Origin of the sequence: Paraburkholderia sp. RHO2, from assembly GCF_050955445.1 — a bacterium.
Lineage (GTDB): Bacteria > Actinomycetota > Actinomycetes > Mycobacteriales > Mycobacteriaceae > Prescottella > Prescottella agglutinans_A.
In genome coordinates this window covers 2,799,681-2,821,218 of sequence record NZ_CP162617.1, presented here as the reverse complement: position 1 = coordinate 2,821,218, position 21,538 = coordinate 2,799,681, and the positions used below count along the sequence as shown (strand labels likewise).

At 70.6% G+C, this 21,538-nt stretch carries 17 protein-coding genes; 3 read left to right on the top strand and 14 right to left on the bottom strand.

The genetic code is table 11. The features are described 5' to 3' along the window. Positions 1-20 precede the first annotated feature (20 nt). Entirely contained in the window at positions 21-461 is a 441-nt protein-coding gene (locus ABTV10_RS12975; RefSeq protein WP_499027485.1) for a hypothetical protein, read from the top strand. 126 nt (positions 462-587) lie between these two features. On the opposite strand, the gene ABTV10_RS12970 is transcribed toward ABTV10_RS12975, so the two are convergent. The 6 genes from ABTV10_RS12970 to ABTV10_RS12945 form a co-directional block, all read right to left on the bottom strand. Next, positions 588-3,140 (bottom strand): LuxR C-terminal-related transcriptional regulator, encoded by a 2,553-nt coding sequence (locus tag ABTV10_RS12970; protein WP_499027483.1) that lies wholly within the window; start codon positions 3,138-3,140, stop codon positions 588-590. A gap of 188 nt (positions 3,141-3,328) precedes the next feature. Further along, positions 3,329-5,077, bottom strand: a complete 1,749-nt coding sequence (locus tag ABTV10_RS12965; RefSeq protein WP_499027482.1) for a substrate-binding domain-containing protein — start codon at positions 5,075-5,077, stop codon at positions 3,329-3,331. Positions 5,078-5,221: 144 nt separating this feature from the next. Beyond that, positions 5,222-7,417 (bottom strand): malate synthase G, encoded by a 2,196-nt coding sequence (locus ABTV10_RS12960; RefSeq protein WP_499027480.1) that lies wholly within the window; start codon positions 7,415-7,417, stop codon positions 5,222-5,224. A gap of 356 nt (positions 7,418-7,773) precedes the next feature. After that, the gene (locus tag ABTV10_RS12955) at positions 7,774-9,594 is read right to left on the bottom strand and encodes a multicopper oxidase family protein (protein ID WP_499027478.1); all 1,821 of its coding nucleotides are present in this window, start codon (positions 9,592-9,594) and stop codon (positions 7,774-7,776) included. Positions 9,595-9,791: 197 nt separating this feature from the next. Beyond that, positions 9,792-10,151, bottom strand: a complete 360-nt coding sequence (locus tag ABTV10_RS12950; RefSeq protein ID WP_499027476.1) for a hypothetical protein — start codon at positions 10,149-10,151, stop codon at positions 9,792-9,794. 39 nt (positions 10,152-10,190) lie between these two features. Continuing rightward, positions 10,191-10,397, bottom strand: a complete 207-nt coding sequence (locus ABTV10_RS12945; RefSeq protein WP_499027475.1) for a hypothetical protein — start codon at positions 10,395-10,397, stop codon at positions 10,191-10,193. 278 nt (positions 10,398-10,675) lie between these two features. Here ABTV10_RS12945 and ABTV10_RS12940 point away from each other — a divergent pair, with 278 nt between their 5' ends. Next, on the top strand, positions 10,676-11,032 hold the full coding sequence (locus tag ABTV10_RS12940) for a VOC family protein (RefSeq protein WP_127916737.1): 357 nt from the start codon (positions 10,676-10,678) through the stop codon (positions 11,030-11,032). 136 nt (positions 11,033-11,168) lie between these two features. Then, the gene (lplAB, locus tag ABTV10_RS12935; RefSeq protein ID WP_499027472.1) at positions 11,169-12,218 is read left to right on the top strand and encodes a lipoate-protein ligase LplAB; all 1,050 of its coding nucleotides are present in this window, start codon (positions 11,169-11,171) and stop codon (positions 12,216-12,218) included. Between the two features lie 82 nt (positions 12,219-12,300). Here lplAB and ABTV10_RS12930 read toward each other — a convergent pair whose 3' ends face one another. From ABTV10_RS12930 to ABTV10_RS12895, 8 genes are all read right to left on the bottom strand, one after another. Beyond that, positions 12,301-12,831, bottom strand: a complete 531-nt coding sequence (locus ABTV10_RS12930) for a hypothetical protein (protein WP_499027470.1) — start codon at positions 12,829-12,831, stop codon at positions 12,301-12,303. Between the two features lie 186 nt (positions 12,832-13,017). Then, entirely contained in the window at positions 13,018-13,887 is an 870-nt protein-coding gene (locus ABTV10_RS12925; protein WP_499027468.1) for a hypothetical protein, read from the bottom strand. A 5-nt stretch (positions 13,888-13,892) separates the two neighbouring features. Then, positions 13,893-14,981 carry a hemolysin family protein gene (locus ABTV10_RS12920; protein WP_499027467.1) on the bottom strand — a complete coding sequence of 363 codons (1,089 nt, stop codon included), beginning with the start codon at positions 14,979-14,981 and terminating at the stop codon, positions 13,893-13,895. Continuing rightward, entirely contained in the window at positions 14,974-16,344 is a 1,371-nt protein-coding gene (locus ABTV10_RS12915; RefSeq protein WP_499027465.1) for a hemolysin family protein, read from the bottom strand. Before ABTV10_RS12915 ends, ABTV10_RS12920 begins: the two co-directional genes overlap by 8 nt. A 307-nt stretch (positions 16,345-16,651) precedes the next feature. Next, complete coding sequence (locus ABTV10_RS12910; RefSeq protein WP_499027463.1) at positions 16,652-18,088, bottom strand: GuaB1 family IMP dehydrogenase-related protein; 1,437 nt, start codon at positions 18,086-18,088, stop codon at positions 16,652-16,654. A gap of 40 nt (positions 18,089-18,128) precedes the next feature. Continuing rightward, positions 18,129-19,190, bottom strand: a complete 1,062-nt coding sequence (locus ABTV10_RS12905; RefSeq protein WP_499027461.1) for a pirin family protein — start codon at positions 19,188-19,190, stop codon at positions 18,129-18,131. A 98-nt stretch (positions 19,191-19,288) separates the two neighbouring features. Next, positions 19,289-20,164, bottom strand: a complete 876-nt coding sequence (locus ABTV10_RS12900) for a DMT family transporter (protein ID WP_499027459.1) — start codon at positions 20,162-20,164, stop codon at positions 19,289-19,291. A gap of 4 nt (positions 20,165-20,168) precedes the next feature. Beyond that, the gene (locus tag ABTV10_RS12895) at positions 20,169-21,512 is read right to left on the bottom strand and encodes a DEAD/DEAH box helicase (protein ID WP_499027457.1); all 1,344 of its coding nucleotides are present in this window, start codon (positions 21,510-21,512) and stop codon (positions 20,169-20,171) included. Positions 21,513-21,538: the final 26 nt, after the last annotated feature.

The window sequence follows — 21,538 nt, the reverse complement described above, 5'->3', positions numbered from 1 at the left end:
TCGTCGGGAAGGGGGAGTCCGTGTCGCGCATTGCGGTTGCCGTACTGACCGTCGTCGCCGTGTTCGGGCTCGGATTCGTGATCGTGCGGGAGATGTCGGACCTGCCGAGTCGGACCGCTGCTCGGGCGGTGGAGGACCGGGCGGTCACGTTCGACAGCGGGACGGTCACGTGCGCCGCCCTCCTCGGCGACGGCTGCGACATCGACGTGCAGCTCGCCTTCGATCGGTGGGGAGGGCAGCTCGACGTCTTCGCGTCGAGGGACCTCGGCGCGTGGGGCAGGGGACTGACCGCGCCGGAGGCGGCGAAGCTGGGACTCGAGGCCTGCGATACCGCGAGCATGCCGGGGAGGACGTTCCTGGAGTTCGTCGAGACGGCTCGAATCGATCACCCGGACGCGTCGAGCCCGCAGCTGTTCCCGATCTGGGACGAGGCCGGTCGCGTTCTCTGTCCGTCGTCGTAGCCGGATTCGAACGTGACCGCGCAACCCGGCGATCGGGCAGAAGTCGGTCCGGGACGGAACTGTCAGGAAACCAGAACACCGGATTGGTCCGCTATCAACAAGTCTCACCTTCTCGACGTCCCCCGTTTACACAATCCTCGACGGGAGGAGGCCGAACTCGCGGGCGACGGCGACGGCTTCACGCCGAGAATGGACACCGAGCTTGCGGTACAGCGAGGTTCGCTGCGATTTGACGGTGGAGAGGGAGACGAAGAGCGCATGCGCGATGGCCGGGGCGGTGAGTCCGTCGGCGAGCCCGTCGAGGACGGCCTTCTCGCGTTCGGTCAGCTCGGGGCGGTGGAGGGACTGGGGATACTGTTCGGCGAGGTTCGCTGCGAGGAAGGCGGCGACGGTCGCCGACGGGACGGGCGCGGCCTGGTCCAGCGCGGTGAGGAGTTCGCGCGGCAATCCGGCGAACGCTGCCCGAATGCCGGTGTGGTCCGCCAGTTCGCAGGCTCGCCGCCACAGCTGGGCCGCACGCTCGGACCGACCGAGCCCGTGTTGGGCGGCCGTCTCGATGACGAGAGCCTCGAGGTGCGAGCGGGTGTAGGGAGTGCCGAGCCAGTCGTACCGTCGGCACGTGGTGATCGCGGCATAGTTGTTCCCGGTGATCAAGTGGGTGCGTGCGACCGCCACGACCGTCCAGGGGGTGTCGCAGGCTGCATGTTCGGCGAGTAGGTACGCCTGACTGCCGTTGGCGGCCGCCAGATGGGCCTCGATCTCGGCGGCGGTGAGCAGGGATCGCACGAAATCGCCCTCGACGCTCTCCCGCTTCTCGGCGAACGCGTCGAGCGTCTCGAGCGCGTGTGAGGGATTCCCGGTCGCGATGGCGTAGCGGCAGCGTGCGTACACGACGAAAGGCCACAGTTCGGCGACTGCCGGGAGTTCGTCGAGTTGGCGGAGCGCCGCCGTCGCCGACGCGATGTCGAGTTGATCGAGCGCGCTCAGTGCCCTGGCCGTCAGCCCGCCGATCCGGATCAGCGGCTCCACCGTGTCATCGGCGGGGGGATGCGCCAGTTCGAGGTCGAGCCATTCGCGTACCCGTTCCGGCTCGCCGGCCAGCGCCCAGTTCAGCGCCGAGTTCCCGGCCGCGTTGCGTGCGATGTAGGCGAGGCGTTGTGCGCTGCCCAGGCGGTAGGCCAGGCGCAACACCGCAGTCGATTCTGCGAGATCGCCGGCCAACTGGAACGTGAGCCCCCACTGCATCCGCAGGAACGGGAGCAGGTCGGCGAGGCCGTCGGAGCGCGCTTCGAGGACCTCGCGCACCACGAGGCAGATCTGCCGGGTCAGCTCGGCCGCGGATTCGTATCGGCCGGCGAGACGCAGCATCAGTGTCTGGTGCGAGGCAATGCCGATCGCCTTGCCGACGTCATCGGCGGCGGCGAGGAGTCGTAGTTCGTCGAGAGCGTGCGGGAGCGAGTCGGGCCCGAGGTCTCCGTCCAGGCCGGCGACCAGTTCTCGTCCCTCGCGAAATCCCGGGTTGGCGTCGACGACGTGCTCGGGAAGCGCCAGCAGGACGTCACGGAGCAGATCGAGATGCCCGCCGACGAGCCCGATCCAGTGTTCCTCGACGAGTTCGACGGCCAGGGGCCAATTCTCGGCCTCGACCGCGCACCGAATCGCGGCGGCATAGTCGTGGCGGTCGCGGTGGTGCAGCGCCAGCCGTGTCGACCGTCCAGCAGGATCCATGCCGTCCTCGTGTTGGATCGTGCGAAGCTCGCGCCGGACCGCGGCCGGAAGCTGCCACTGTGTTTCGGGTCTCGTCTCGCGACAGTCCACCACGCCCGCGGCCTCGAGGGCTGTCAGATGTCGGGCCGGGTCCGTGCCGGTACCGAGCAGGAGCGCGGTCTCGAGGCTGACGGTGTGCGCCGTGGCGGTACCGACGAGAAACTCGCGATGCGCAACGACATCCGGTGCGCCGAGGATCTTCGTGCGCACGTGACCGGAGATCGCCTCGGTGAGCCGGCACTCCAGCGGTGACCGGTCCGACACCGCCTGGAGGTGTCCGACGGCGGCGCGCGCGACTTCGACCAGGGACCACATTCCGCCGGTGAGACGGTGGACGAGTTCGAGTTCGCCGCGGTCCAGGACGATCCCGTCCGCCGCGAAGAATTCGCGCAGTTCGGTGCGCCTCAGGAGCAGGTCGTCGCCGCACAACAGGTCGTGCGTCGGATCCAGGGCGAGCGGGTCACCGAAACGCGTCCGGCCAACGACGGTCACCACGACGCGGACCCGGTCGCAGTGGTCGACAAGGTCGAGTATCTGGTCCTCGAGCTCGGTGTCGCCCACTCGCTCGACCCGTGCCAGTGCCAGCCGGACGGGGGATCCAGTCCTGATCAACTCGTCACGGACCGCGGGATACGGGGCGGTGTCGGTATCGGGCACGGCCGCGAGGGCGCCGGCGGCGGCGAGACGGTCGGCCGTCAGTCGCCAGAACTCCGCGGAGTCGATGCCGGCGGTCGGCGGCGAAACGAACACCCCGATGTGTCCGGCCGCGTCCGCCGAGCGCACCCAGTCGGCGGCAAGCGTCGACTTACCGAATCCGTGGGGTGCACGGATGACGGTGAACGGGGCGTCGCGCTCGAGCCGCGACGACAGTCGCAGCGGTGGTCGTGCCGACATCTGGGTCTGGCAGGACACGAGGCCGCCTCGGGACTCGATCAGAACTCCTCGGGTACAGGTGAGCGCGCGGCAGAGGGACGTCAACGGTCGCGGCTCGGGTAGTCGAACAATCAATCGCATCGTCGATCCAACCGGTGACGACGTTACAGGGCAACCGGTCGGTAGGAATTTCACCCCCCACGTCACCCGTCGCTCGGCCCGACGACCTACGACAGCGTCGTTCGGAACGCGTCACCGAGCGCGGGGCCCTGCGTCGACGGCACCGCGATGAATGTTCCGCCGGTCTGGGCGGCCACCGATTGCAAGGTGGACTGGTCACTGTTCTCGCCGATCGAGATCACGTCCACTCGGACCGGGCGGGACGAGTTGCTCAGTGCGCTCGTCAGCTGCCGGGCGGTGGTGGAGGTGTCGTCGTTCGGGCCGTCGGTGACGAGCAGGACGGAGTTGGGGCGGCCGGCGACGAATCCGTCGACCGCGCTCTCGTGCGCTGCGATCACCGACGCGTAGGTCGATGTCGCGGTGGCCGGGCGCAGCGACTCCAGCGCGGTGGCGATCCGCTGACGGCGATCGCCGTCGGACAGCGGTCCGGTCGGAACCTTCACCATGTAGGGCTTGGTGCCGTCGAGGCCGCGGCTGTATACCCACAGTCCGACATCGGAGGATTGCGGCAACGCCGCGAGCCGCGCGGACAGGGCGTCGACGGTGTTGCTCAGCCGGCTCGCGGAGCCGTCGGTGTTGCCCATGGACCCGGAGATGTCGAGCAGGATCGTGGTGGCCTGCGGGACGGCCGGATCGGCGAACGTCTGCGCCAGACGGGCGGCCGCAGGCCCGGTGGCGGGGGTCAGGGGCTGCGCCACCGGCGGCACCGGGGTGCGGTCGCTCGCCGACGGTGTCTTGTCGTCCACCCGGAATCCGGCGTCGACGAGGTGCTGCACCTGTTCCGGTCGGCGTACGAAGTCCACGAACTGCGCGGCCGCGCGGCTGAGGGTCTCGTCGACCCACGGGGTCGCGAGGATTGCGGCCGGGTGGTCGGCGACGGGAGTGGCGCCGGCCGGCGCGAACGCGACGAGACCGGAGGCGCTGTCGCCCGCGGCGCGGAGTTGCTGCTCGGTGGCGGGAACGGCGTGGACGGACGCGTCCGCGTGGTTCGTCTGGCGAGCGAGCGCCGCGATGGCGTCCGCGGTGGACGCGGGTGCGCCGTCGATGGCGCGGGCGCCGTTCGACAGTGCGGAGACCGCGGCGGTGACCTTCGGGGACGCGGCCTGAGCCTCGTCAATCGGTCCGGATCCGGCGTCCGCGGTGGCCGCGGCGACGGCGTCGAGCACGTGACCGGTGGCGGGGTCGGTGGGCAGCACCAGCTTCAGGCTGCCCCAACCGGCGAGCCCGATCGCGGCCAGCGAATCCCGTTCGGCCTGCAGGGACGGCAGGCCCTGCCACGTCGTCCCGGCCGTTTCGAGGGTGCGGGCGAGTTCGGCGGGCACCGCCAGCACTATCGGGCTGGACGCGATCGGCTTGGGCTGGCCGTCGATCACGCCGGGGACGGGGGAGACGCGGTTGATCGCCGCGCCCGACGCGGGGATCCACAGCGCGGGTGCGGGACCGAGATTCGCGTTCCACGGTCCGTCGGGGGCGGTGGCGAGCGCGTCGGCGATGGGACCTGTCGCGCCGTCGGTGACGGACACCGTCACGCAGTGGTCCCGAACGACAGGATCGGTCTCGGTGAACCGGGCCGCGAGTTCGCGGATCTGCGGCGCGATGTCGGGATCAGCGGTCACGTGCAGGGTGGCGTCACCCTCGACGCACGCCCCGGCGGCGGCAGTGCCCTCGCTGCTCGCGCGGTCGCGGAGTTGGAACCAGCCGACGACGCCGAGGACGAGCACGATCACGGACACCAGCGCGATGATCGGTCCCTTGCTTACGCCGCGGGTGCGCCGATCACTGCGATGCTGCCCCATGTGGAAAACCGCCTTGCCTTCTAGCCGTCGGGCCGGCGCCGGACCGGCCCTGACCCACGCAGTCTAGTAACGAATACGGACATCCCGGATGCACGCGGCCCCGGCACCTGGGCAGGTGCCGGGGCCGGGAGAGCGCATCGCGGATCAGGCGTTGGCGGCCTTGTACTCGCGGCGGCGGCGGTGCAGGATCGGCTCGGTGTAGCCGCTCGGCTGCTTCGTGCCCTCGAGGATCAGCTCCTTGGCAGCCTGGAAGGCGATGTTGGAGTCGAAGTTCGGGGCCATCGGACGGTAGGTGGCGTCGCCCTCGTTCTGGCGGTCGACGACCGGTGCCATCCGCTCGAGGCTCGCGACGATGTCGGCCTCGGACACGATGCCGTGTCGCATCCAGTTCGCCAGCAGCTGGCTGGAGATGCGCAGCGTCGCGCGGTCCTCCATGAGCGCGACATCGTGGATGTCCGGCACCTTGGAGCAGCCGACGCCCTGGTCGATCCAGCGCACCACGTAGCCGAGGATGGACTGGCAGTTGTTGTCGAGTTCCTGCTGCTTCTCCGCGTCGGACCAGTCGGTGGACGGGGCGAGGGGGATGGTGAGGATCTCGTCGACGGTCGCGCGCGGCTTGCCCTTGAGCTGATCCTGGACTGCGAACACGTCCACCTGGTGGTAGTGCGTCGCGTGCAGGGTCGCGCCGGTCGGGGACGGCACCCAGGCGGTGTTGGCACCGGCCTTGGGGTGGCCGATCTTCTGCTCGAGCATGTCGGCCATCAGATCGGTCATGGCCCACATGCCCTTGCCGATCTGCGCCTTGCCCTCGAGGCCCGTCGCCAGGCCGGTGTCGACGTTCCAGTCCTCGTACGCGGAGATCCACGTCTGCTTCTTCATGTCGGCCTTGCGCACCATCGCGCCGGCCTCCATCGAGGTGTGGATCTCGTCGCCGGTGCGGTCGAGGAAGCCGGTGTTGATGAACACCACCCGCTGGTCCGCTTCCTTGATACAGGCCGCGAGGTTGACGGTGGTCCGCCGCTCCTCGTCCATGATGCCGACCTTGAGCGTGTTCGCGGGCAGACCGAGGACCTCCTCGACACGGCCGAACAGCTCGGTCGTGAACGCGACCTCCTCGGGGCCGTGCTGCTTGGGCTTGACGATGTAGATCGAGCCGGTGCGGGAGTTGTTCAGCGGACCGTGTGCGTCGTCGATGCTCAGGCCGTGGACCGCGCACGCGCTGGTGACGAGGGCGTCGAGGATGCCCTCGGGCAGCTCGTTGCCGTCGGCGTCGAGGATCGCCGGGTTGGTCATGAGGTGACCGACGTTGCGGACGAACAGCAGCGAGCGGCCGTGCAGCGACAGCTCGTCACCGTCCGGGGTGGAGTACGTGCGGTCGCCGTTGAGGGTGCGGGTGACGGTCTTGCCGCCCTTGTCGAACGCCTCGGACAGGTCACCGCGGTTGAGGCCCAGCCAGTTGCGGTAGCCGACCACCTTGTCGTCGGCGTCCACGGCCGCGACGGAGTCCTCGAAGTCCATGATCGTGGTGATCGCGGACTCGAGGACGACGTCCTTGACGCCGGCACCGTCGGTCCGGCCGATCGGCGAGCTGGGGTCGATCTCGATCTCGACGTGCAAACCGTTGTTGCGCAGCAACACCGACGTCGGCGAGTCCTTCTCGCCGAGGTAGCCGACGAACTTCTCCGGCTGCGCGAGCGTGGTGACGACCTCACCGCCCAGCTCGACGGCGAGCTTGTCGTCGACGATGAAGTAGCGGGTGGCCTCCGAGTGCGAGCCCTTGGCCAGCGGCGCGGCCGTGTCGAGGAAGTTGCGAGCCCATGCGATGACCTTGTCGCCGCGGACCTTGTTGTAGCCGGGCTTTCCTCCGGGTGCCTTCTCGGCGCCGCCTTCCTCGGAGATCGCGTCGGTGCCGTACAGCGCGTCGTACAGCGAACCCCAGCGCGCGTTCGAGGCGTTGAGCGCGAAGCGGGCGTTGAGGACCGGGACCACCAGCTGCGGTCCGGCGGTGGTGGCGATCTCGGCGTCGACGTTCTCGGTCGCGACCTGGAACGGAGCCGGCTCGGGCAGCAGGTAACCGATGTCCTGCAGGAACGCCTTGTATTCGGCGGCGTCGATCGGCTTGCCCGCGCGCTCACGGTGCCAGGCGTCGATCTGTGCCTGCAGGTCGTCGCGCTTAGCGAGCAGCGCCTTGTTCTTCGGGGCCAGGTCGGCGAACACCTTGCCCGCACCCTCCCAGAACGTCTCGGCGCTGACGCCGGTGCCCGGAAGAGCCTCATCGTTCACGAAGTCGTAGAGAACCTTGGCGACCTGAAGACCACCGACCTGCACGCGTTCAGTCATTGAACTGCCTCACTTTTCCGGTACCAGCGGCGTCCTCGGGCACGGCCACTGTCAGGGCACAACGCGAGGACGCCGAACGGGACGACAACAATGTTACCCGGCGGTAGCTTCCGGAGGAGATCAGTCCGGGTACGGCTGCCAGGGCATCGACGAATACAGCTGGAGAGCTGAGGCGCGTGAGGTGGGCGCCGACTGCGGTGGGACGAACGGTTCGCGTCCGGATGCAGACTCGATCATGAAAGGCGAGTTGGCCGATCGTGCACAGATGATACTGGCCGGTCATCGTCGCCGCGCGACGGGCTGTCCGGTCCCGGGTATGGCGCGGCGAGCGGTCGCGGGTGTGCGGCGAACGGCGCCTACCCGCGCACCTGGATCTGCTGCATCATGTCGTGGTCCTGGTGTTCGAGATTGTGACAGTGCCACGTGTACCCGCGGATCTCCTGGTCCGAACCGTGTTGCACCTCCGCGTCGGCCGGGACCGGGATCGGCGCGTCCGGGTCGAAGCCGAGGTCGTCGACGGAGGGCCAATGCACGAGGATGCTGAGCACTGAGTCGGACTCGACGAGCGTGGTGTCCTTCCAGCCCGACTCCCACGCGGCCGGCGCCGCGCGCTCGCCGATGAGGAACGGGGACGGGTCCGGCGTCCAGCGGATGCCGTCCCCCTCGAGCGGCGGGGGCGCGGCGGCCATGTAGCCGGCCGTCCACAGCTTCTGCCGGCCGAGGATCCGGAACCGGGCCAGGTGCAGGTGGACCGGATGCTCGAACGGAAACGTGTTGACGATGTGCCAGATCTCCGTCGTCCCTGCCTCGGCGACGTCGACGTCGTCGGTGAGGAACGGCAGGTTGTTGATCGTCCCCATCAACGGGAGCACCGCTTCCGTCCGATCCAGGTCGAAGCGCGCCAGGAACGTCATGATCCGGGTCTGGGCGACACCGTCTGTGGTGGCGGGCGCGATCGGCCGCGGCAGTCCCGGCCCGCCACGCAGTCGCGCCGGCACCCGGGCCGGTTCGGCCGCAGCCTGATCCGCGTCGAATCGCATGATCTCGGGCAGCGCCGGGACCGCGATCACGGCACTGCCGGCACTGTTGAGGGCGGTGTTGACGAGCGTGACCGACTCGCCCGGCGCGAGCGCCGAGAAGTCCACCAGCAGGTCGGCGCGCTCCCCGGAGGTCATCACGATGTGGTCGGTGTGGACCGGCTCGTCGAGCAGACCCTGGTCGCCTCCGATCACCGCGAACCGCATCCCGTTCGAGAACCCGAACCGGTAGGTGCGCGAGTTCGAGCCCTGCAGCAGCCGCAGCCGATACAGCGTGCGCCGCACCGTCATCCTGGGCCACGCGACTCCGTTGACCACTGCGACGTCCCCGTACTGCCCGCCCTGGTTGTAGCCGACCGGCTGGTAACGGGCGAGCCGCGGCTGCAGCGTCCCGTCGGCGTTGAAGGTGCGGTCCTGCACCATGATCGGCACCTCGAACTCCCCGGCGGGCAGCCCGAGCGGATTGTCGGCGCGGCCGGTGTCGAACTCGTCGCGCAGCAGGTAGAAACCGGCGAGCCCGGCCTGCACGTTCAGGCGGGTGTTCGCCATCGCGTGGTCGTGGTACCAGAGAGTCGCGGCTTCCTGGTCGTTGGCGTAATGGTTGTTCTGTACGCCGCCACACCGCCACGTGATCATCGGGTGCCCGTCCGAGTCGGGACGGCTCCGGGCGCCGTGCAGGTGAACTGTCGTCCGCGGATTCGTCCGATCCTCCTCGCTGGCGCCGTGCATCGTCAGGTCGACGGCGTAGCCGAGTGGATTGATTTCGATCGAGTTGACGAAGGACACCGTCGCCGGTGTGCCGCGGTGTGCCTCGAGGGTGGGGCCGAGGATGCCGTTGTGGTAGCCGAGGACCGTCGTCGCCGGTAGATCCGGGTGGTAGGTGTGGGTGCTGGACTGCGTGGTGAGCGTTCCCGAGGCCGCGGCGGTTGATAGGCGTGGCAGGTCGGTGACGAACCGGCGGAGCGGCGGCGACGAGAAGTTCAGCGGACTCGGGTCGGTCGGCGGCGGTAGATCCGGGATCGGGGCCGGCAGGGGTGGCACCGGCGGACCCGGTTGGGCGGAGGCGCGCGATGCGCCCAGCCAGCCGAGCGCGGCGGCCGAGCCTGCCACACCGAAGAATCCACGTCGTGAGAGCTCCATCGTCGAACTCCTTGGCTGTGTGATGACATCCCGGGATCCAACTGATGCGGATGCTACCGACGCGGCGGACGTGACACGCCGCGATCGATCGGGACGCGACGCGCCGCGACGAGCGGGTTCGACGGGTGAGGTCGGCACACGTCCGGGCGACCGCGACGGCCAGGGCGGTCGGGCTGACGGGTGATCAGGACGGACGTCTACTCGGCGCGGTGGCCGCTCGACCCGGGGTGCGCATGGTCGTGTGCATACTTCTCCACACGCTTCTCCGTCCGCCGCGCGGTGTCGGCGATCACCTGGCCGGCATGGCGAGTCGCCACACCCACCGGTGACTCGGCGAGCCGGGAGGTCGTCTCGCGGACTCGCTCCGGCAGTTCGCCGTTCCGAACCCCGGCGGCGATGTCAGCCGGATGCACCCCGTGTGTGTGCTCCTTGATCGAGCGCTCCAGCGTCTCTCGGGCTCCTGCCGCGGTGCCTTCACGGCGGGCCAGCACGACGGCGGCTCCGACAGCGGCTCCGGCAAGGGCCCCGATCATCAACTTCTGCCACAGATTCGCCATGAGGTGCGCATACCCGGCCGGCGAACGGTGAAACCTCGGTCAGGGGAGATGCATCAGCTTCCCGGCAAGGGCGAAAAGGCGGCCGGCGAGCTTCATGACGGGGATGCCCAGTGGAATCAGAATGAGCGTCACACACAACACCGCGCCGACGAGCCACAGCACGGCCGCAAGGATTCCCAGTACCGTGCCGAGCAGGGCTGTGACGATCCCGAGGACCGCGTTGAGCAGGCCCTCCAACACTCTCATGTCGACCTCCTGGTTCAGCCGGCGCGCCTGCGCGCCCGCGCGCACCCTCCTCCGGCGATGTTCCCGCAGCGTCTCGACTCAAACGTGCCTACGGACCGCCGCGTTGTCGGTTCGCGGGCCACCAGCTTGTTCTGTTGTCGGCGTGTAGGTTTCGAGAGGGAAGTGACGGTGCGAGAGGATGATCGAGCACGCGACGCGGTGATGATCACGGGTGGATGGGTCCGGTCGACGCATTCGCCGCAACTCGTGTCGACGTTGATCAACTACTGGAGGTGCATGTGAGCGACTACGACGCCAAGATGATCATGTTGTCGGTCGAGAACTTGGACGAGTCGATCCAGTTCTACACCGAGACCCTCGGCATGACCCTCAAGTTCCGCGACGGCGCGCACTTCGCCGCCCTCGACGGGGGATCGGTGACGATCGCGCTCGCGACCGCCGTCGACCACCCGATCCCCGGGAAGGTCGTCGTCGGCATCAAGACCGCCGACGTCGACGCCGCCGCGAAGGCCATCGAGGAGGGCGGCGGGGCCATCGTGAAGGGCCCGTACGACGACGCCCACGAGCGCCGCGCGGTGGTCTACGACAACAACGGCAACGGCCTGGTCTTCTACAGCCCGCTCGCGCGCAAGTAGTCGCCCGACGGCGAGGGCCCGCGTCGGCGAGGTAGATCCCGTACGGCGAGTTCGACTGATCCGCCGTCGAACTCACCATAGGGACGAGGGGTTCCCGCGCCGCGTCCGTGTCCCGGCCACCGATACGCTTGCCGTCGTGCGTGGTGAGTACAAGGTTTCCGGTGGCAAGCTCGTGATCGTCGACGTCGAGGTGGAGGACGAGCGCCTCTCGCGGGTGTCGCTGTCCGGGGACTTCTTCCTCGAACCGGACGAGGCGCTCGACGACATCACGGCCGCGGTGACCGGCATGTCCACCGCGGCCGACGCCGCCCAGCTGGGCCAGGCGATCACCGCGAAGATCGGCGACGACGTCTCGATGATCGGGTTCACGCCCGAGTCCGTCGGCATCGCGATCCGCCGCGCCCTCGGGCACGCGACCAGCTGGCTCGACCACACCTTCGACGTGATCGAGCCGGTGGTACTCGCCCCGGCGATGCACGTCGCCCTGGACGAGGTGATCACCCGTGAGGTGGCCACCGGCGAGCGCCGCCCCACGCTGCGGTTCTGGGACTGGGATTCGCCGCTGGTGGTGCTGGGTTCGTTCCAGTCGGTGCGCAACGAGGTGGACGAGGAGGCCGCGGCCCGGCACGGCATCGGCGTCGTGCGGCGCATCTCCGGGGGCGGCGCGATGTTCATGGAGCCCGGCAACTGCATCACCTACTCGCTGTCGGTGCCGACGTCGCTGGTCGACGGGTTGAGCTTCGAGCGCTCGTACGAGTTCCTCGACCAGTGGGTGATGGGCGCGCTCGCCGACGTCGGAATCAAGGCGCGCTATGTGCCGCTCAACGACATCGCCTCCGAGCAGGGCAAGATCGCCGGCGCCGCGCAGAAGCGGTTCGCGGCCGGCGCGGTGCTGCACCACGTGACGATGGCCTACGACATCGACGCCGACAAGATGACCGACGTGCTGCGGATCGGGCGGGAGAAGATCTCCGACAAGGGGATCACGAGCTCCGGCAAGCGGGTCGACCCGATGCGCTCGCAGACCGGCATGGCCCGCGCCGACATCATCGCCGCGTTCCTCGCGCACTTCCGGGCCCGCTACGAGACCCGCACCAGCAGCTACACCGACGCCGAACTGGCCGCCGCGCGCGAGCTGGTCGAGTCGAAGTTCGCCAACCCGGAGTGGACCTACCGGGTGCCGTGACCGGCTGCGCCGCGCGCGAATCGACCTCCCGCGCGCGCAATCGCGGGTGCGGGAGGTCGATCCGCGCGCGGGAGGGGTTCGACTACGAGAATGAGCCGACGCGGCCCTCGGCGTTGTGCTGATGGGCGAGGTCGGCGCCAGCCTGGCGGCCGAGTTCGGCGCCCACCGAACCGCCGGCCGCCATACCGACGATGGTTGCGGCGATCTCCCCGCCGATTGCGGGGCCGATGACCGCCCCGAACGCCGGTCCGGCGAGCGCGACGGCTCCGCCGGCGATGGCGGCGCCCGCGGCGCCGACCAGAGATCCGCCGACCAGGATGCCGGCTTCGCCACCGAGGTGCCGGCCCATGTCGCTGTAGTCGGCGATCCGCTGCCCGGGAGCGGGTGCGTAGCCCGGCGCGAGCGGCTTGTACGGCTGAACGCTCAGGTCGTACGGATTCCACAGCGGCGGGACCTGGACCTGCGGGACGTTCGGCAGCGCCGGGATGTTCGCGGATCCGGTGTCCTGGGCCTGCGCGGTGCCGGTGGATGCGGCGGCGATCGCGAGCGGCAGTGCGCCGGCGACGACGGCGCGTCGCGCCCAGCGATTGTGCTTCGCAGCATGGCGAGCCATGAGAATTCCCCCTGAATTCGGTGCCGCGTGGAACGCGGCGATGGTGTGCATCGGCGTCCCGGGCGGGCGCCGCAGGCTGCGGTGACGCGCGCGTTTTGCGTGAAATGTCCCCCCAGACCGGGAGTACGGTAACTCGGCGACAGGGGAATCGTGAAATCGCCTGGTGCCGTGGGTATCAGGCGGTCACTAGGCCGACAACAGGCTCCGGCACCGCTCGAGCAGCCGGCTCCGCAACAACGACGCCCGTTCCGACAGCGCCACCTGCTCGCGCACGTAGTCGGCGCGGCCCTGCGGGGTCTCGATGCGCACGGGCTCGTATCCGTAGTCGGCGAGGTCGTACGGGCTGGCCTTCATGTCGAGTTCCCGCGCCGCCGTTGCCAGGCGGAAACAGTCGATGACCAACTCGGATTCGACGAGCGGGCCGAGCTTGGTGGCCCACTTGTACAGGTCCATGCCCGCGTGCAGGCAGCCCGGCTGTTCGCGCGCCACCTGCTCGTCGCGCGACAGCGGCGTCTCGTTGCGGGGGACCGCGTCGGGGGTGAAGAAGCGGAACGCGTCGAAGTGGGTGCAGCGCAACTGCATCGACTCGACCACCGCATCGGTGCCGTCGTGTCCGAGCCGCAGCGGCACCTGCGAGTGCCGCACCGCGTCCTCGCCGCCGCGGTACACCATCGCCCACTCGTGCAGGCCGAAGCAGCTCAGGTGTGGGCGACGCGTGGCGGTCGCGGACAGCAGCGCCGCGACGTACTCGACCGTCGAACTCCGGCGGTCGAGCACGTCGGGGGAGACGGTGACGCCGTCGGCGGTGGTCTGGTAGCCCGCGTACTGCAGGTAGTCCTGCGCCGCCGGACCGGCCAGCGCGGTCCCGAAGCCGGGATGCCAGCGGCGCAGGTGGTTCGGCCGGACGCTGTAGTACGTGAACAGGAAGTCGTGCACCGGGTGGCTGACCCCCGCGGCGCGACGCTCCAGGTGGGGCCCGACGAGAGCCGCCACCGCATCGCGGTGGCGGTCCCGTCGGGCAGTCCACACCTCTTCCGGCAGGACTGCCGAATTCACTGCTCTCAGCTCGCCTTCTGGCCGGGGACGACGTCGTCGATCCGGTGGGTGCCGTCGCGCACGGTGCCGACGAACTCCTCGACCAGATCCTCGAGCGCGACGATACCGATCACCGCGCCGGACGCGTCGACCACCGCCCCCAGATGGGAGCTGGCCCGGCGCAGGCCCGCCAGTGCGTCGTCGAGCGGCAACGCCACCGAGATCCGCGGCAGGCGCCGGATGTCCGAGCGCGGGATCACCGTCTCGGGGCCGGCGGACTCGTCGGCCACCCGGTCCAGCACGTCCTTCAGGTGCAGGTAGCCGATCAGCGAGCCGTCGGCGTCGCGCACCGGGTACCGCGAGTAGCCGGTCTCGACGACCGCCGCCTCGACCGCGCCGAGCGTGGTGCCGTTCCCGGCCAGCGGCACGGTGCGCACCTTGTCCGACGGGATCATGACGTCGGCGACGGTGCGGCCCTCGGTCTCGAGCGCCTGGGTGAGGCGCCGGTGCTCCTCCTCGTCGATCAGGCCCTCGGTGTGGGATTCGCCGATCATCTCGGACAGCTCCAGCGCGGACACCGTCGCGTCCAGCTCGTCCTTCGGTTCGACGCGCAGCAGCCTGAGGATGCCGTTGGCGCTGAAGTTGTAGAACGAGATGAGCGGGCGGGCCACCTTGATGAACGCCAGGTGGGCCGGGACCAGCAGCATCGCGGACTTTTCCGGTCCGGCGATCGCGATGTTCTTCGGGACCATCTCGCCGAGCAGGATGTGCAGTACGACGACCAGCGACAGCGCGATCGTGAAGGCGATCGGATGCAGCGCGCTGTCGGGGACGCCGAGCGCATCCATCGGCTGCTCGATCAGGTGCGCGATCGCCGGCTCGCCGACCTTACCGAGCAGGATCGAGCAGATCGTGATGCCCAGCTGCGCGGCGGCCAGCATCAGCGAGAGGTTCTCGCCCGCCTTGATGACGGTGGCCGCCCGCTTCTTGCCCTGCGCGTGCAGGGCCTCGAGCCGGTCGCGTCGCGCGGTGATGAGCGCGAACTCGGCGCCGACGAAGAACGCGTTACCCGCCAGCAGCACGACGGTGAGCAGCACAGCGAACAGGTCACCCACGGCCGTCCTCCTCTCGCGTCGCGCCGATCGCCGGGACCGGGGTCAGCAACACCCGGTCGATACGGCGGCCGTCCATCGTCAGCACCCGCGCGATCCAGCCGCGGCCGTCGGGCCCCATGGGCTTGCCGCTCGCGTCGGGCAGGGCCACCTCGTCGCCCTCGACCGGGATCCGGCCCAGGCAGGTGAGGACCAGACCGCCGAGCGTGTCGTACTCGCCCTCGGGGGCGGTGTAGCCGGTGGCCCGGGTGATCTCGTCGGTGCGCAGCAGGCCCGAGCAGGACCAGCTGTGGCCCACCCGCTGGACGTCGATCTCGGGTTCGTCGTGCTCGTCGCGGACATCGCCGAGGATCTCCTCGATCAGGTCCTCCATCGTCACGATGCCGGCGGTGCCGCCGTACTCGTCGACGACGAGCGCGACCTGCATGCCGTCGGCGCGGACCTGTTCCATCACCGCGTCGCCGTCGAGGGTCGACGGCACCACGGGGACGGCCTGCGCGAGCGAGTCGAGCCGGATGGTCGAGCGCCTGGCGGCGGGCACGGTGAACGCGTGCTTGATGTGCACGACGCCGACCGTGTTGTCGAGGTCGCCGTCGACGATCGGGAATCGGGAGAAGCCCGTGCGCGATGCCGCCTCCATGAGGTCGGTGACGGTCGCGTCGGTGTCGAGCGACTCGATCTTCACGCGCGGGGTCATCAGTTCCTCGGCGCTCAGGTCGCCGAACCGCAGCGACCGGTTGACCAGCAGCGCGGTGCCCGCGTCGAGCGAACCGCGCTCGGCGGACGTGGAGACCAGGGAGCCGAGCTCCTGCGGCGAGCGGGCCGACCGCAGTTCCTCGGCGGGCTCGATGCCGAGGCGGCGGACCACCCAGTTCGCGGTGCCGTTGAGGCCGTTGATGGCCCACTTGAAGATCAGCGAGAAGCCGGCCTGCAGCCCGGCGGTGGCGCGGGCGGTGGGCAGGGGCTTGGCGATGGCCAGGTTCTTGGGGACCAGCTCACCGAAGATCATCGAGAACGACGTCGCGATGATCAGCGCCAACGCGAGCGAGATACCGCTCGCCGTGGAGTCGGAGATCCCGATCCCGGTGAGGATCGGGGTGATGAACCGGGCCAGTACCGGTTCCGCGAGATAACCGGTGATCAGTGTCGTGATCGTGATGCCCAGCTGGGCGCCGGAGAGCTGGAACGACAGCGTGCGGTGCGCGTGCTGGACCTGCCGCGCACGCCGGTCGCCGTCGCGCGCGTGGGCGTCGACGGTGCTGCGCTCGAGCGCGGTGAGCGAGAATTCTGCCGCCACGAAGAGGGCGGTGCCTGCGGTCAAGGCTACGAAGCCGACCAGGCTGAGGGCGGTCAGTGCGACATCCATGTCAGCACCGCCCGCTCAGGAAATCGGGGCCGCCGGGTTTGTCACCCGGCTCGGTAGAGGACCCCTCCGAGGTGTCGGCGGAGCCGGCGGAGTCGGAATCCGGGCTCGGGGAGGTCGCTGCGGGGGGTGCGTCGGGGGGCATGTGTATGGGTGCCTCGGGCACCGGAGTCCTCTCTGTCTGGCGGCGCATGTCGTCTCGTCCAACCGGAACTGCGCCGGGCATATTTCCGGAAGGTGAGCCTCCACTGTACCGACCACGGTTAAAACGGGATGAAACGGACATGTTGCCCGGGTGGTGGTGTGAGCGTCACCAGCCCGACGGCAGCGGGCGGCCCTCCGCGAAGCCGGCCGCGGACTGCACCCCGACGACGGCCTTGTCGTGCAGTTCGTCGAGCGTGCGGGCGCCCGCATAGGTGCACGTGCTGCGCACCCCCGAGCAGATGTGGTCGAGCAGATCCTCGACGCCGGGCCGGGCCGGGTCGAGCCGCATGCGGGAACTCGAGATGCCCTCCTCGAACAGCGCCTTGCGGGCCCGGTCGAACGCGGTGTCGTCGGCGGTGCGGGCCGCGACGGCACGCTTGGACGCCATGCCGAAGCTCTCCTTGTACCGGCGGCCGTCCTGATCGATCCGCAGTTCGCCCGGCGACTCGTAGGTGCCGGCGAACCACGACCCGACCATGACGTTCGACGCACCGGCCGCGAGCGCGAGCGCGACGTCCCGCGGATGCCGGACCCCGCCGTCGGCCCACACATGCGCGCCGAGTTCCCGCGCCGCGGCCGCGCACTCCGCGACGGCCGAGAACTGGGGACGGCCCACGCCGGTCATCATGCGGGTGGTGCACATCGCGCCCGGTCCCACCCCGACCTTGACGATGTTGGCGCCCGCGTCGATCAGGTCGCGGGTGCCCCGCGCCGACACCACGTTGCCGGCGACGACCGGGACGCCCAGGCCCAGGGCGGCGACCGAGCGCACCGCATCGATCATCCGCTGCTGGTGGCCGTGCGCGGTGTCGAGGACGAGCACGTCGGCACCCGCATCGGTGAGCGCCTTGGCCTTCGCGGCGACATCACCGCCCACGCCGACGGCCGCCGCCACCCGCAGTCGGCCGTGCGCGTCCACGGCGGGCGTGTAGATGCCCGCTCGGATCGCACCGGTGCGGGTGAGGACGCCCGCGAGCTTGCCGTCGCCGTCGACGATCACCGCGAGCGGATCGTGCCGGGACTCGAGCAGCGCGAACACCTCGCGCGGGGTGGCGGTCACCGGTGCGGTCGCGAAGTCCCGCACCGCGACTGCGCCGACCCGGGTGAACCGGTCGACGTCCGAGCACGACGCCTCGGTGAGCACACCGACGGGCCGCCCGTGCTCGACGACGACCGCCGCGCGGTGGGCGCGCTTGTGCAGCAATCTCATCGCGTCGGACACCGCGTCCGCCGGGTCCAGGGTGATCGGCGTGTCCGCGACCAGATGCCGGCTCTTGACGAACGCGACGGTCTCCGCGACCGCGTCCGACGGCACGTCCTGCGGGATGACGACCAGGCCGCCGCGACGGGCGACGGTCTCGGCCATCCGGCGGCCCGCGACGGCGGTCATGTTCGCGACCACGATCGGGATCGTGGTGCCCGACCCGTCCGACGTCGCCAGGTTCACGTCGAAACGGGACGTCACCTCGGTCCGGTTCGGGACGAGGAAGACGTCGTCGTAGGTGAGGTCGTACGGCGGGCGGTGCCCTTCGAGGAACTCCACGTCGCCGAGGGTACTGCCCGCGCGGGCGCTACGCCCGGTATCAGGCGAGGGTGGGTTGCGGGGCGTCGTCCGAGGTGGCGCCGGGGCGGTCGAGTCGTCCGTCGGCGTAGCGGGCGAAGCGGCCGGCCTCCCGGGGGTGGACGGGGGCCTCCGTCGGCCACGGCCAGCCGCCGAACCGGGTGCGTCGGTAGTCGTCGAACGCCTGGGCGATCTCGCGTTCGGTGTTCATCACGAACGGGCCCTGCGCGGCCACGGGTTCACCGATCGGCACGCCCTGCAGTAGCAGCACCGTCGACGGGGCCGCCGCGCGCAGGGTCAGTGCGCCACCGTCGTCGGGGGCGTAGCCCCAGCCGGATTCGACGGCCGCGCCGTCGATGTCGACGCGCGCCCCGTCACCGTGGACGTAGAGCACCCGCCGGGCGTCCGCGGCGGCCGCCGCGGGAAGTTCGACCACGGCACCGGGTTCGAGGTCCACCAGCCAGATGGCCACATCCGCGTCCGCCTCGGCCGCCCACGAATGGGCGGGCGGCGCCAGGGGGTCGCGATCCCCGAAGCGGCCGGCGATCACCCGGACGCGGGCGGTGCCGCCGGACCCGCCGTCGACCGTGACGTCGGGGATGTCCTCGTTCCACAGCATCGTGAACCCGGCCGGTGCGGACTTGTTGCGGGCCGGCAGGTTGAGCCAGATCTGGTACAGCTCGAAGTCGTTGCCGCCGTCCTGGTTCAGCAGCGGGAACATCTCCGAGTGGCTGACGCCCCCGCCGGCGGTCACCCACTGCACGTCCCCGCCGCCGTACCGGGCGGCGGCGCCGGTGGAGTCGGCGTGGTCGACGAAGCCCCGCCGCACCACCGTGACGGTCTCGAAGCCGCGGTGCGGGTGCGCGGGAAAGCCGGGCACCGTGGTGCCGTGGTACATGTTCCAGCCGGACGGATTGCCGAAGTCCTGGCCGAGCGGGCGGTCGGAGACGTCGACGGCGGGTGTCATGTCCGCGGCGCCGCGCGGGTAGTGGTCGACGTGATGGACGGCGAACAGGAACGGATCCAGTCCCGGCCACGGGCCGCCGAGGCGGAAGACCTGCCCGGTCCGGGTGGACGCGCTCATGATTCCTCCATGGTCGGGGGCTCGGTCGTCGAAAGTCGTTGAAGGTTCGACTTCATTCTGGACGAGTGGAACGCCGGAGGGGCCGGCGGGCATTCCCGTCAGTCGGCGATCGGCTGCGGTGCCGGGTGCCGCGCGGCCTCGACGCGGGAGAGCGCGACGGTGGTGTAGACCATCACGGCGAGCGCCCCGACGACGAGCGCCACCGCCGGGCCCGACACCCGCAGGCGCTCGTCGAGCACCGTCATCCCGAGGAAGACCGCGATCACCGGTTCGCCGATCGTCATCGCCGGCAGCGACGCCGACAGCGGACCCACCTGGAACGCGCGCTGCTGCAGGTAGACGCCGACGACGCCGGCGGCGAGCAGCGCGTACGTCTGCCACGCGCCCAGCACCTCCGGCAGCCCCCGCTCGAACAGGTCGGTGACGTACTTGGTGAACGCCACCGCGACGCCGTACAGGGCGCCGCTCGCCCCGCCGATCAGCAGGGCCCGCAGGCCGGCGTCCACCCGCGGGGACCACCCGACCACGGTCGCGGCGACCACGACGGCCACCACCGCGGTCAGCGGGACCGCCCACGCGGCCCACGGCGCGTCGGTGTTGCCCTCGGTGGGGTTGCCGACGACGAGGAACACCGCCAGCGACACGGTCAGGGCCCCGGCGAGCAGCCACGCGCCGCGGGTGAACCGGGAGCCGGAGAACCGCGCCGACAGCGGCAACGCGAACAGCAGCGCGGTCACCAGCAGCGGCTGCACCACCAGCACCGAACCGAGCGCGAGGGCCACCACCTGCATCAGGTAGCCGCCGCCGTCCCCGAGCAGGCCCGCCCACCAGCGCGGGCTGCGGAGCAGCGACGCGATGAGCGCCTGGTCCTCCGGGACCGCCGCGGCCGCGCTCTGCTGGGCGACGGACGCGCACGCGAACAGGAACGCGGCGAGCAACGCGCACCCGATCGAGGCCAGCGGCAGCCCGGACATGGGCTCAGCGTCCTCCGCGGCGGCGTCGGCCGTGCCCGGAACCCGGTCCGGCCGCGCGGGAACGTCGACGATCGCCCTGCGCCCGGGGTCCGGGGACGCGTCCGCGCGGACTGCGGGGCTGTTCGGCGCGCGGCGGCGGCGCCGTCTCCCGCTCCCGGTCCGGGACCGGCGTGCCGCTCGGCTCCCGCGCCCCGGTCACCGCGATCCAGCCGCGGTCCTTCCCGCCGACGGCGAGCGCGGCGGCGTCGACCCCGGCCGCGCGCATCACCTTCTCGGCGGCGGCGCGCTCGTCCTCGGTCACCACCGTCACCACGACCCCCGATTCCCCGGCGCGGGCGGTGCGGCCGGCGCGGTGCAGGTACGCCTTCGGCTCGGTCGGCGGGTCGACGTGCACGACCAGCGAGATGCCGTCGACGTGGATTCCGCGCGCCGCGACATCGGTCGCCACGAGCACCGGCAGTGTGCCGGCGGCGAACTCGGCGAGCACCCGGGTGCGGTGGCCCTGCGGCTTGTCGCCGTGCAGGCCGGCGGCGTCCACCCCGGCGGCCCGCAGCTCGTCGACGAGGCGGTCGACGCCCGCCTTGGTGCGGACGAACAGCAGCGTCCGCCCGTCACGGGCGGCGATGCGGGCGACGGTGGCGTACTTCATCTCTCGCGGCACGTGCAGCACGTGGTGTTCCATCGTGTCGACCGTGGCGACGGCCTCCGCGGTCGCGTGCGTGACGGGGTCGTGCAGGTAGCGCGCGACGAGGGTGTCGACCTCGCCGTCGAGCGTCGCCGAGAACAGCAGCCGCTGCGCGGCGTCCGGGGTGCGATCGAGGATCTCGGTGACCTGCGGCAGGAATCCCAGCTCGGCCATGTGATCGGCCTCGTCGATCGCGGTGACCTTCACGTCGTCGAGGGTCACGGTGCCCTGGGCCAGGTGGTCCGCGAGCCGTCCGGGCGTGGCGACCAGCAGGTCGACGCCGCGACCCAGGCGGGTGGCCTGCCCCTTGAACGGCACCCCGCCGACGATCGTCGCCATCCGCAGGCCCAGCGACAGCGCCGACTCGTCGAGCGCGGACTCGATCTGGGCGGCCAGCTCGCGCGTCGGGACCAGCACGATCCCGCGGGGGCGTCCCGCCCGGCTCGCGCCGCCGGTGAGCCGCACCAGCAGCGGCAGCCCGAACGCGAGCGTTTTACCCGAACCGGTGGGGCCGCGCCCGAGCACGTCACGCCCGGCCAGGATGTCGGGGATGGTGGCCGCCTGGATCGGGAACGGCGCGGTGATCCCCTCACGACCGAGCGAATGCGCCAGTGTCGGGGGCAATCCGAGCTGCGCGAAGGTGGGGGTGGGGCGGTCGGGCATGAGGTCGGCGAGCCTTCCGGTTGTGA

Bases quoted from the DNA above. Each gene is read 5' to 3' on its own strand.
- ABTV10_RS12965 (WP_499027482.1), bottom strand. From the start codon at position 5,077: ATGGGGCAGCATCGCAGTGATCGGCGCACCCGCGGCGTAAGCAAGGGA.
- ABTV10_RS12960 (WP_499027480.1), bottom strand. From the start codon at position 7,417: ATGACTGAACGCGTGCAGGTCGGTGGTCTTCAGGTCGCCAAGGTTCTC.
- ABTV10_RS12955 (WP_499027478.1), bottom strand. From the start codon at position 9,594: ATGGAGCTCTCACGACGTGGATTCTTCGGTGTGGCAGGCTCGGCCGCC.
- ABTV10_RS12950 (WP_499027476.1), bottom strand. From the start codon at position 10,151: ATGGCGAATCTGTGGCAGAAGTTGATGATCGGGGCCCTTGCCGGAGCC.
- ABTV10_RS12945 (WP_499027475.1), bottom strand. From the start codon at position 10,397: ATGAGAGTGTTGGAGGGCCTGCTCAACGCGGTCCTCGGGATCGTCACA.
- ABTV10_RS12930 (WP_499027470.1), bottom strand. From the start codon at position 12,831: ATGGCTCGCCATGCTGCGAAGCACAATCGCTGGGCGCGACGCGCCGTC.
- ABTV10_RS12915 (WP_499027465.1), bottom strand. From the start codon at position 16,344: ATGGATGTCGCACTGACCGCCCTCAGCCTGGTCGGCTTCGTAGCCTTG.
- ABTV10_RS12905 (WP_499027461.1), bottom strand. From the start codon at position 19,190: ATGAGCGCGTCCACCCGGACCGGGCAGGTCTTCCGCCTCGGCGGCCCG.
- ABTV10_RS12900 (WP_499027459.1), bottom strand. From the start codon at position 20,164: ATGTCCGGGCTGCCGCTGGCCTCGATCGGGTGCGCGTTGCTCGCCGCG.
- ABTV10_RS12895 (WP_499027457.1), bottom strand. From the start codon at position 21,512: ATGCCCGACCGCCCCACCCCCACCTTCGCGCAGCTCGGATTGCCCCCG.